Source organism: Microbulbifer variabilis (assembly GCF_056232115.1).
Map to the genome: position 1 here is coordinate 4,275,062 of NZ_CP174325.1, position 12,125 is coordinate 4,287,186.

Below are 12,125 nucleotides of genomic sequence, written 5' to 3' on the forward strand. Positions count from 1 at the left end.
GCTCACTCGCAAGGATGACATGTGGCGGACAGCTCTCTCTTCCAGTCTTTCTTTCTAATTTTTAGTGGCGCGGCGATATTCGCCACCCTGGCTCTCTTCGGCCGCCAGCCGCTATTGGTCGCCTATATCGCCCTGGGTGTATTGCTCGGGCCCTCCGGGCTTGCAGTGATTGATAACCTGCGTCTGCTTTCTGATATGTCCAGCGTGGGCATTATATTTTTGCTGTTCCTGCTTGGATTAGACATGCAGCCGCAGGCCCTGATCTCAGTACTGCGCAAAGCTACCTTCGTTGGAATTGTGAGTTGCGCAATCTTTCTCGGACTGGGCTTTTGTATAGGTGAGCTATTTGGTTTTACCACCACAGAGAGCTGGGTAATCGGCATGGCCCTGATGTTTTCCAGCACCATTATCGGTATCAAGCTACTGCCCACAACAGTACTGCACCATAAACACTTGGGTGAGTTGATGGTGGGGCTGCTACTTTTCCAGGATTTTGTCGCCATCGTCTGCTTAATGATCCTGCTCAGCGACAGCACCGGGGATATGCATCTGGGACAAATTGCACTCTCTTTTGGCTCACTGCCTCTGATGGTGCTATTCGCCTGGGTAGTTGTGAAATATCTTTTACTACCGCTGTTCAGCCGTTTCGATCGATTCCACGAGTATATTTTCCTGATGGCCCTGGGCTGGTGCATGGGGATGGCTGAGCTGGGGGAGTCACTAGGGTTATCGCGAGAAATTGGTGCCTTTATTGCCGGTATTACTCTTGCTGCCAGCCGGATTTCCCAATATATCGCCCTAAACCTGAAACCATTACGGGACTTCTTTCTAATCCTATTCTTCTTCAGCCTTGGGGCTCAATTCAAACTGGCCATGCTGCCGGAAATCCTGGTGCCGGCAATAGTCACTGCTACGGTAGTTTTATTGGCAAAACCGGTGATTTTCCGCTATTTGCTGGGCAACCAGAGCGAGCTTAAAGTTCTGGCCTGGGATATTGGCTTCCGCCTGGGGCAAATCAGCGAGTTTTCCCTACTCATCGCCTTACTTGCCTATAGCCAGAACCTAATCGGCAGCGCTGCCTCTCACTTAATTCAAGCTACGGCAATTATTACCTTCCTGGTTTCCTCTTATATCGTGGTGATGAATTTTCCCAATCCCATCGCAATCAAAGACGAGCTGCGCAGGGATTAACCTTGCGCAGCTGGCTTGTATTTAATTTCCGGCTCGAGCGGTGCCAGTAAATGACTCAAGGGCGTTTTTCAGGGCGCTAAATAGACGGGGTATGTCTTTCCCAAACATCAGGTACAAGCAGGGCACCAATAAAAGTGAAATGGCCGTAGCTGCAAGGATTCCATAGCCCAGGGAAATGGCCATTGGAATCATAAATTTCGCCTGTACCGAGGTTTCAAAAATCATCGGCATTAAGCCACAGAAAGTGGTTACCGTGGTTAAAACAATCGGTCGGAAACGGCGCGCTGCCGCACGCTTGATTGCAGTCTCAACATCAACGCCTTCCTCACGCAAGCGATTACTGTACTCGATCATTACCAGGGTATCGTTAATCACAACACCAGCAAGAGCGACCATCCCCAACAAGCTCACCATGCTCATGCCATACCCCATGACCAAGTGCCCCAGGATTGCACCAATAACCCCAAAGGGAATCGCCACCATCACAATTAATGGCTGCATATAGCTTTTCAAGGGAATTGCCAGCAACAGATAAAGCACAGCCATAGCCAGCAGGAATGTCAGGCCAAGGGAAGCGAGCCCTTCGCGCTCATCCGCCTGACGCCCTTCGTACGAAATAGTAAGACCGGGAAATTCTGCTTGCAGCTGCGGAATAACACTGCGATCCAACTCATTGATGACCAGTGCCGCCTGATCGCTGGGCTCTACATTGGCAGAGGCAGTCAGCACCCGGCGCCCAGCACGACGGTTAATAGTTGCATAAGCGCGCCCCTTATCGATAACCACGAGATCCGTAAGAGGCATCCATAGGCCGCTGCCCGCGCGAATCATAATGTTATTGACGTCATCCATACTGACACGCTCGCTCTCCGGCAAACGCACCATGACCTTGACCTGATCTCGGCCGCGCTGTTGCCGCAGCGCCTCATCACCATAGAGAGCCGCACGTATCTGCCGGCCAATCTCCTCAGCCGACAAGCCCAGACTCTTGGCGGTTTCAGTAAGCGTCAGGTCAAGCTGGGTTTTTCCCAGGGTAACGCCCGCATCGATATCGCTGACATTGGGAAATTTTGCCAGCTCGGCCCCCAATCGCGCCGCCGCCTGATCCAGGACTGCTGTATCGATATGGCGCAGCTCAACCGTGAGAGAAGAACCTGCGCCGGGCCCTCCCCGATCGGAGGCCGTAGTCGCACTTAAAGCTCCGGCAATTACACCAACTTCTTTCCGCCAGGCACGGACAAACTCACCGGTGGAAAATTCTCGCTGATCCGATGGCACGAAGAAAAAGTCCACCTGGACTGAGTCATCTCCCATCAAACCGCGATTCCCGAGAAATACAGCGTCGCGATCGTATTGCTCCAGAACCTTGTTGCCACCGGCAATAATCTGGGATCTGGCTTTCTCCAGCTGGTGTTGCGCTGTTCCCGTGGGGAAAGTCACCGCAAAGCGACCGGAATCCCGCTCTACCCTGGGCATCAACGTAAAGCCCATACGACCACTGGCGGCATAGCCACCAACTACCAGCAACGTGGAAATGGCAATAGCGATAGTGGTGTATCGGTGTCGCACACAGGCTTCAAGCAACGGGCGGAATCGCTCCTGTACAAATCGATCCAGGCCACGAGCCAATCTTTCCTGGCGGGCTGCAAAACGTTGCGCCCGCGGACTTTTATAGCCTCGGCGCGAATGGGCCAGGTGCGCGGGAAGAATAAACAGTGCTTCAACCCAGGAGATAATAAATACCGAGCCCACAACGAAGGGAATAACGCCAAAGATTTTGCCCATAAATCCGGGCAGCGCCATCAACGGGATAAAAGCGACAATATTGGTGAGGATGGCGAATGTCAGGGGAACGGCCACCTGCCTGGCACCAGCAATTGCCGCCTGTAAATTGCTATAACCCTTCTGGCGCCACTCGTGAATATTTTCGCCGGCAATAATTGCATCATCCACCACAATACCCAGGGCGATGATAAAGGCGAACATACTCACCATACTGATAGAAATATCCAACCCGGGCAGGAAAAGCAACGCGCCGAGGAAACTAATTGGAATACCCAGTGTTACCCAGAAAGCCAGGCGCAATTCCAGGAAAGCCCCAAGTACAACAAAAACCAGCAACAAACCGATAAAGCCGTTTTTTAGTAACAGCGACAAGCGCTCCTTAAAAATCTCGGAATCATCATCGCGGATAGTGAGGCTCACTCCCTGCGGCAACGACGCCCGAACCTCATCAATAACTTCCCTTGCAGCATCGCTCACACTCAGTGGAGTCTGGTCTCCCACCCGATAAATTTTGATACCAACGGCCGGCTCACCGTTAAACACCATATTGCGGGCCTCATCCTCGAGGGCATCGCTGACAGTAGCGATATCACGCAAATAAACCGCGCCACCGCCACCACCCTGGGTAACAACAATATCGCCAAATTCCCGCGCCCAATCACGCCGTTCGGTAACCCGCACCAGAATTTCACCGGCATCGGTTTTAACACTACCGGTGGGAATATCCACTGCAGCGTTTTGAACAATTGTGGCCACCTGGGCCAGGGTCAGGTCATAGCGGCGCAGGTCGTCACGGTGTATTTCCACCGCCACTTCCAAATCGCGGACGCCCTGGGCCTCCAGCTGGGTTATGCCACTGTGGGCCTCCAATTTGTCATATACCTGCATGGCAAGTGCGCGCAGGCTCCGCTCATCCAGGTTGCCATGGAGGACCAGATCCAATACATCGCGCTTGCGTTCGGCCAGGTTCACCTGGGGCCGCTCAATATCGGCGGGAAATGTCGTTACCGAATCGATCGCCTGTTGGATATTTTGATAGACAAGATTGGCGTCGGCATCACCTTCCAGCTCCAGGTTGAGTACGGCAGAGCCTTCCCGGGCACTGCCACGCATCTCCTTAATACCCACCAAGCCCTGCACCGCCTGCTCGGCCGCTACCAGCACCCCGCGTTCAACTTCCTCCGGACTGGCGCCAGGATAAGAAATGGAAACGCTGACCAAGTCCAAACTGAATTCAGGAAAAACCTCTTTCTTGACGATCACGGAAAATATCAGCCCGCCGACAAGAAACACCAGCATCAGCAAGTTTGCGGTGACATGATTTCGCGCCATCCAGGCGATGGCGCCCGTTTTGGTATCGATACCTCCGTCTTCCACTCTCAGCTCATTCATTCGCGCCTCCGCCACGAGGGCCTTTTCTGGTGGAATTTTCGGCTGAGGCCGCTGCATCTGCCGGTGGCAGACGGGACAGGTTAATCTCTCCAGCGATCCGCACGGGCATTCCCTCGGTCACTGTAATCAGGCGCGTAGTCACCAGAGTTTCACCCCCACTGAGACCTTTCTCCAGTACTGCGTAATCCCCGCTGGTATAAGCCACTTCAACCGGCAAAACCGCAGTGCGGTTATCCCGCACTACCCATACGTTATCGCCATCCTGTAGTGCGCTTAATGGAATCCGCACACGCTCCTGCGCACTTTGGGAAACAATCTCGACCCGCGCGAGATCATTCAGTAACAACTGGGGCTGCGATGGATCCTGAACAGATAGCGGGTCGTCTAATTCCACCAACACACTGGCAAGCCTGCCCTGCTCTTCCAACACTGGAATCACGCGAACGAATTCACCACGACGATAAATACCTGCGGGCCATTGGCTGCCATAAATACGCACTTCAATATCACTGCTATTCAGGCGATACAGCTGAGAGGCTGGCACTTCCACAGCAATCTGGAAGCGATCGGCACTGGCCAGGCTATAAAGCGTATCCCCGGGAGATACCCGATCACCCACATCCACACTGCGACTCACTACAAGTGCATCGAAAGGCGCTCGGACCTGAGTGAGACGGAGGTTGCGCTGGGCAAGTGCGACATCGGCCTCTGCAGCCTCCACGCCAGCCTCGGCAGCGGCCTGCTGGGGTTCACGTAGCACCAGTGCGCGGTCGGCATCTGAGAGAGTTGTGCCAAGCAGCTCATATTCCTCCAAAGCCACCTGCTGCTGGCCACGCTCCTGCTGGAGTTCCGCTCGGCTTTTGGCAAGGGTACTTTGAGCAGTTTTTAGCGCCAGCTGATAGGGTTCCTGCTCTATACGAAGCAGCACCTTACCTTTTGGCAGAACCGCACCTGGCCCCAGATCGTAATCAAGCCATTCAACCTGTCCATCCACCTGCGGTTCCAGCTCCGCCTGTTCGCGCGCCGCCACTGTTCCCAGGGCACTCAGGGTAAAAGAAAAATGCCCCTGCTCTGCCAGGGCAACATCCACCGCCGGTGCTGACACCTTGCGCTCACCACGTCCCACGGTGGGTTTCTCACGGATCAACCAGCTGGAAAGCAAAAATGCCAAAACCAGCAAAACTACAGGCATCAGCAAGCGCCAATTGAATTTATTCAGCATTAAGAATTTCCCTCCAGGTACAGCTCCAGATCCACTGGCTCAGGTACGGGGAGGTCCTCCTGAGGAAGCCCCCCGGAAAGTGCGCGGTAAAGTGTCACTCGGTTTTCAATCAACTGGCGTTCAGCGGAAAGCACCTCACGCGCCAGATTTTGGTAATCGGTCGTCGCAGTTAGAACATTGAGGAAGTCCACAGTGCCATTGATATAGGCGCGACTGCGCCGCTGGGCAATCAATTCCGACAGGCGCTCACGCTCCCGCAGGTGCCCAAGCTCCTGTTCAATGGCGCGCTCGCGAATTAAGGCCTGTTCAACTTCTGATAGCGCTTCATTCACCGTACTGCGATACAGCGCCCAGCTCTCCTGCAAGACCGCACCCTGCTGATCTCGCTTGGAAGCCAGTGCCCCACCATCAAAAATGACACCCTCAATAGACGCGGCAATCGCAATCAGCCAGTTCTCGGTAATATCGCTTATCAGACTGGTGCCATTACTGGCGACAGCGGACAAACTGAGCACAGGAAGCCGATCCGCCCAGGACTGGTCCGCCAAGTGGTAATCCTGAAGCAGGTTGCGCTGGGCCTCACGCACATCCGGGCGGCGCAACAATAACTGGGAGGGAATACCGGTATCCGGCAGTCCTGGCAATACAGGCAAGCTTGCCACCTCTTGGATATAGCCTTCCAATTGGGGCTCATTGGTCCCAAGCAGAGCAGCTAACTGTACCTTGAGCGTTTCGATATCGGATTCGGTCTGTTCCAGTTCCTGCTCAGACCCCTGAACAAGCTGGCGTTGCTGCAACACATCGGCAGCATCTGTGACACCGCGACCAAATCGCAACTCCAATACCTTCAGACTCTTGCGATTGGTCTCAAGTTGCTGCTCCAGCAAATCGCGCTGCCCCCACTGCTCGCGCAGCTGTAACCAGGTAGCAGACACTTCAGAAGCCAAACTGAGAGCCGCAGTCTGAAGGTTTTGTTCCTGTGCCAGGAAGCCCGCCTCAGCAGCACTGGCACCGGAGCGTACGCGCCCCCACAAATCCACTTCATAACTGGCAGCGATACGGGTGCTCCAGCTGTTGCCCTCGTTAGACGGGTCAGTAAATTCCCCGGATGAATAGCGCTGCTCGGTATTTTCCACCTGGGCGGTCACACTGGGCCAGAATCCCGAGCGCGCTCCCCGGGCCGCGGCGGCAGCTTGCTCAAGGCGCCAGTAACTGGCCTGCAGGCTCGGATTGTCCTGCAGGGCCAAGTGAACCAGTTGATCTAATTGGGGGTCATTAAAACTACGCCACCAGCGCGATTCCGGAGCCACACTGCCGGAAGCACCAAAAGTTTGCGGCAGCCCTAAAATTTCCTGCGATTGAGGGGGTTCGACAGGTTGCGAAGAACAGCTGGCAAGCAAGGGAATACAAATTGCCAAAACGCGGTAAAAGCACAAGGAATATCACCGAAAAAGAGTTTTAAGCCATTAAAAGTAGAGATTTATTGCGTGCATTATCTCCCCGAAAAAATGCCCGGCAAGGCGTTTTACTCTTGTTTACAAACCGCGGGGAAAATCCTGTGAAATTTTGCCGTCCGTAAGAGTGCCCCAACGCAACTACTTAGGTATGATGCGCCACACTAAACTGAATGGTCACCGGGATTTGCCGCGGGATTCTTCGATAGTCCCCATGACAATCGGTGTTGGCCAGGCATCCATTAAGCCTGACCAGCTGGACATCCGGTGCAGATTAATAACGGAAGTAGAAGAGACAAGCCATGAGTAAACATCAGCCCCTCGCCCATTGGGACGACATTTTGCTGCTGGACCAGCAGCTGACCGACGAAGAGCGTATGGTGCGCGACGCCGCGCGCGAGTACTGCCAGGACAAGCTGATGCCCAGAGTCCTCGAGGCAAACCGCCACGAAATCTTTGACCGGGAAATCATGAGCGAAATGGGTCAACTTGGTCTGCTCGGTTCCACGATCGAGGGCTACGGCTGTGCCGGTCTCAACTACGTTTCCTACGGCCTGGTAGCGCGCGAAGTAGAGCGCGTGGACTCCGGTTACCGCTCCGCCATGAGCGTACAGTCCAGCCTGGTTATGCACCCCATCTACGCCTATGGCAGCGAAGAGCAAAAGCAAAAGTACCTGCCCAAGCTGGCCACCGGTGAATGGGTTGGCTGCTTTGGCCTGACCGAGCCGGATGCAGGCTCCGATCCCGGCGGCATGAAAACCCGCGCCAAGAAGGTTGACGGCGGCTACCGCCTGAGCGGTTCCAAGATGTGGATCACCAACAGCCCGATTGCCGATGTATTCGTAGTCTGGGCAAAAGACGATGAAGACATCATCCGCGGCTTCGTACTGGAAAAAGGTATGGAAGGCCTGTCGGCTCCTAAAATCGAAGGCAAGTTCTCCCTGCGGGCCTCCATCACTGGTGAAATCGTGATGGATAATGTTTTTGTACCGGAAGAAAACAAATTCCCGGAAATCGGCGGCCTGCGCGGCCCCTTCGGCTGTCTGAACCGCGCCCGTTACGGTATTTCCTGGGGCGCCATGGGTGCCGGTGAGTTCTGCTGGCACGCCGCTCGCCAGTACGGCCTGGATCGTAAACAGTTCAACCGTCCGCTGGCTCAAACCCAACTGTTCCAGAAGAAACTGGCAGACATGCAAACTGAGATCACCCTGGGCTTGCAGGCCTCCCTGCGCGTTGGCCGCATCATGGACGAGAATAAGCAATTCGACCCCACCATGATCTCCCTGGTGAAGCGCAACAACTGTGGCAAGGCCCTGGAAATCGCCCGTATCTCCCGCGATATGCACGGCGGCAATGGTATCTCCGACGAGTTCCACGTAATTCGCCACGTGATGAACCTGGAAGCGGTAAACACCTACGAGGGCACCCACGACGTACACGCCCTGATCCTCGGTCGCGCCCAGACCGGGCTACAGGCTTTCGTTTAAGGCCCGCATACAGGCGCCCCCCGGCACTTGCCGGCGGGTGCGCCAATACCCGTTTCTCTGCTCTTTCCCGCTTTTTAGCTCGGTATCTCAATATTCGATTTCAATACGGTTCTCTCTGCGTACCAGTTGATTCTGTCACACACTGTCGACCCCTCTCTCCCCATGCCAAATAAGGAGTGCTATTCTCCCCTGCTTTGCGAGTCTGTGGATTTAAAGACACTATGGATCAACTGCTGCATTGGTTCGACCTGATCGGCATAGCGGTATTTGCCTTCAGCGGAGTGCTTGCCGCGGGACACAAACAAATGGACCTGTTCGGCGCCGTAGTACTCGCCTGCGTCACCTCGACGGGTGGAGGCACCATCCGCGACATCATTCTCAACATCCCGGTTTTCTGGCTACAGGAACCTTACTACCTGTGGATTGCCGTAATCACCGGTGTGGTCAGCTTTTACCTGATACGCTATTTACAGGTACCCATGCGCCTACTGATGTTTGCCGATGCTATTGGCCTTGCAGTATTTGTGGTGATCGGTACCCAGAAGGGCCTCGAAATGGGTTATTCCGCCACTATCGCCATAGTAATGGGAATGATGACAGGCACCTTTGGTGGTGTTATCCGCGACGTGCTGTCCGGGGATATTCCCTTGCTGTTGCGCAGGGAAATATATGCTACTGCAGCCCTCACTGGCGCAGCCGTTTTGGTTGCTTTAGATGCCAATGGCAAACTACCAGGCGATTTGGTGGTGGCCATTGCAGTGCTTGTCACCCTGTCTATCAGGCTGGCTGCCATACGCTGGAATCTTTCCGCCCCCATAGCCCGGTTTGGTAATCATTGACTTTGGCCAACTCCGAAACCCAAACATCAGTATTCGACACTGCTCACAGGAATAGACCCAGTGCGTAACTTTCGCCCGCTCTCCGCCCTACTTTGCTTTCTCTGCCTGGTGCTGAGCGCCTGTGAGCGATCAGACCCGGACGCGAAACCAGGTAAAGACAAGGAGTCCAAGAGCCATACTCGCTTGATCTCCAAGCCCTGCTGGTTTGAAACCGACGACAGCTGGCCCTTTACCCAATGCTTTATGATGGAAGTCCCAGAGGATTATGCCCATCCAACACGGCGGAAAATCCGTTTTCCGGTTATCCGTTTCCGCGCCAAAGAGCCCGATGCCAGCAAACCGCCCCTCCTTCACTTAGGAGCCGGCGGCCCCGGCGCAAGCATGGGCCTGGAACCAGAGAATGCCAGCGACTGGCTATGGCTAAACTACGCCGCCATGACGGTCGAAGACGGCCGGGATCTTATTGTGATCGACCCCCGGGGCACCGGCATGGCGCGGCCACGCCTCACTTGCAGTGAATTTATTGATGATGCCCAGACCGCTTTCCAGCGCAAGCTTTCACCGGAGGAGGAGGCGCGTGTTTTCGCTTTCAGTATGGAGCGTTGCTACAGTCGCCTGAGTAAAGGCGCCGATATGGCCCAATATAACAGTACAGTGGTAGCGCGGGATGTGGATGAGCTGCGCAAGCTACTGAAGCTCAATGAACTCGACCTATACGGTGTTTCTTATTCAACCCGGTACGCACTCACCTATGCCCGGGATTACCCTGAGTCTGTACGCGCACTGGTACTTAACAGCGCGGTATTTCCCAACATCGCCTACACCCAGCAGCTAGCCCAGGATTCGCTAGCAGCTTATGAGCGCGGCCTCAAACATTGTACTGAGGATAAAAAATGCAATAGCCGCTACCCGGATCTCCGTCGCAGACTGGAAAACCTGGTGCAAACCCTCGATGAGGAGCCCCGCACCATCCATATCAAACACCGCTATTCAAAACAGACCTACCCGTTCGTTCTGAACGGACAGCGTTTGCTGCGAGTGCTTTTCCAGGCACTGTACAACGAGAATTTCTACAGTGAACTGCCAAAAATGATCGAAGGACTGGAGAGCAGTGGCGATGAAGGACTTAAACCTGCACAAAAAGCCATCGGTCACTTTATGGAAATTGTGCTTGACCCCTATTTTGGCGATGCTGCCGGAGTCAGCCATTTCTGCTATGAAGAAGCGCCTTTCGTGGATTTTGACCAAGCCCGCGCCAGTGCCGAAAATACCGGAATCCTTGGTGGCGCCGTACGCTCAGACCTGAGCCTGCTACAGCTGCAGTGCCGTATTTGGGCGATTCCCTCAGCACCACTACTGGAATCTGAGGCCATTGAAACTCCCGCACCGGTAATGGTGCTGCACGGAGGTCTCGACCCGGTATTGGCTGCGGAGGATGTAGATGCTGCACGCAAAGCCCTACCCAATCATCAGTGGCTACTTTTCCCCAAATTGGCACACGATATTATTTCCGCCAGCAGCTGCGCCGAGAAAGCTGCCGGCCGCTTCCTGGACAATCCACTAAAAGATCAAACTCAGGCCACCATGACTTGCCGTGAGCAGGAACTCGCCGAGCAGGAGGCAAATAAAGAAGAGGACCAGCAGGCAGAATCCAGTGAGGCTGAAAACCAGACTTCCGAACCCCCGGTGGCATCGCCAACACAACCACCAGCAGCCTCGGAAAGTGGCCAGCTGAATTAACAACAGCATGGCTTTCCACCTACTCAACCAGCCAGGCCTGTACATACTCAGAACAGCTGGCAAAAACCAAGAATACAGGCTGAGCTAATTTGCCAACCTGGAGTCAGGCAAACCAAGGGAATTGAGCAGATGCAAACGGATGACAATACTGCACTGATTGAAGTAGCTGACCTGGTAACACTTCAAAAAAGTTCTGACCCCGTAATCCTTGACTGCCGTTATGAGCTGGCTGACCCGGAGAGTGGTGCTCGAGATTACGCTGCGGGACATATTCCTGGGGCCCACTACGCCAGTCTACACCGGGATCTCTCAGCCCCAACGCAACGTTTTGGCGGGCGGCATCCCATGCCCACCAGCGGCCAGTTCCAGGAATATGCCCGCAGCCTTGGTATCAATGACGATACACCTGTCATCGTCTATGATGACAACCGGCTGGGTTTCGCCGCGCGAGCCTGGTTCCTGTTTTATTTTTTTGGTCACAAGCCTGTCAGCATCCTAAATGGGGGGCTGAAGGCTTGGCTTGATGCTGGAGAGGCGCTTAGTACCATTGAACCCATTGCCCCGAAATCTGGAACCTTTACTGCAAGACCCAAAGAAAATCTGTTGGTGCACTATGAGGCGGTCAAGGAAGGTTTAAACGGCGCGTCATGGCAGCTTGTTGATGCGCGGGATAGCCAGCGTTTCAACGGGATTCAGGAGCCCATTGATCCTATAGCCGGTCATATCCCTTCAGCTATCAATCAACCCTGGCAGAATGTCACGGACAAAAATACCGGAAAAGTAAAGTCAACTAAGGAACTGCAAGCTCAGTTTGGCAGTCTGGGAGAAGGTAAACCGCTGCTTAACTATTGTGGTTCCGGTGTCACTGCCTGCGTGAATGTCTTTGGGCAATACCTGGCCGGTCGAAAAGATTCTCTGCTCTATCCCGGCAGCTGGAGCGACTGGTGTGCGCACCAACAATGAGTGAGTCGCTCGTGTTTACCTATCCGGTCCAGGTGCGAAGGAAGGCGGTAAA

Annotated in this window: 8 protein-coding genes; 5 read left to right on the top strand and 3 right to left on the bottom strand. The window is 54.4% G+C overall.

Annotation, left to right across the window (positions count from 1 at the left end):
* The first annotated feature begins 21 nt into the window (after positions 1-21).
* Complete coding sequence (locus tag ACJJI7_RS19025) at positions 22-1,191, top strand: cation:proton antiporter (RefSeq protein ID WP_020413006.1); 1,170 nt, start codon at positions 22-24, stop codon at positions 1,189-1,191.
* 21 nt (positions 1,192-1,212) lie between these two features.
* Here ACJJI7_RS19025 and ACJJI7_RS19030 read toward each other — a convergent pair whose 3' ends face one another.
* The 3 genes from ACJJI7_RS19030 to ACJJI7_RS19040 are packed head-to-tail and all read right to left on the bottom strand — an operon-like array spanning position 1,213 to position 7,026.
* Positions 1,213-4,368 (bottom strand): efflux RND transporter permease subunit, encoded by a 3,156-nt coding sequence (locus ACJJI7_RS19030; RefSeq protein ID WP_444901503.1) that lies wholly within the window; start codon positions 4,366-4,368, stop codon positions 1,213-1,215.
* Positions 4,361-5,590, bottom strand: a complete 1,230-nt coding sequence (locus ACJJI7_RS19035; RefSeq protein ID WP_444901502.1) for an efflux RND transporter periplasmic adaptor subunit — start codon at positions 5,588-5,590, stop codon at positions 4,361-4,363. The genes ACJJI7_RS19030 and ACJJI7_RS19035 overlap by 8 nt, the downstream gene beginning before the upstream one ends.
* Entirely contained in the window at positions 5,590-7,026 is a 1,437-nt protein-coding gene (locus ACJJI7_RS19040; RefSeq protein ID WP_444901501.1) for an efflux transporter outer membrane subunit, read from the bottom strand. The genes ACJJI7_RS19035 and ACJJI7_RS19040 overlap by 1 nt, the downstream gene beginning before the upstream one ends.
* 320 nt (positions 7,027-7,346) lie before the next feature.
* On the opposite strand from ACJJI7_RS19040, the gene ACJJI7_RS19045 reads away from it, so the two are divergent.
* The 4 genes from ACJJI7_RS19045 (at position 7,347) to ACJJI7_RS19060 (ending at position 12,073) form a co-directional block, all read left to right on the top strand.
* A complete protein-coding gene (locus ACJJI7_RS19045; protein WP_020413010.1) occupies positions 7,347-8,531 on the top strand; it encodes an acyl-CoA dehydrogenase in 1,185 nt (394 codons plus the stop codon).
* Between the two features lie 221 nt (positions 8,532-8,752).
* Positions 8,753-9,370: a trimeric intracellular cation channel family protein gene (locus ACJJI7_RS19050; protein WP_020413011.1), complete on the top strand. Its 618-nt coding sequence runs from the start codon at positions 8,753-8,755 to the stop codon at positions 9,368-9,370.
* 60 nt (positions 9,371-9,430) lie between these two features.
* The gene (locus ACJJI7_RS19055) at positions 9,431-11,110 is read left to right on the top strand and encodes an alpha/beta hydrolase (RefSeq protein ID WP_020413012.1); all 1,680 of its coding nucleotides are present in this window, start codon (positions 9,431-9,433) and stop codon (positions 11,108-11,110) included.
* Between the two features lie 129 nt (positions 11,111-11,239).
* Entirely contained in the window at positions 11,240-12,073 is an 834-nt protein-coding gene (locus ACJJI7_RS19060) for a sulfurtransferase (protein ID WP_444901500.1), read from the top strand.
* Positions 12,074-12,125: the final 52 nt, after the last annotated feature.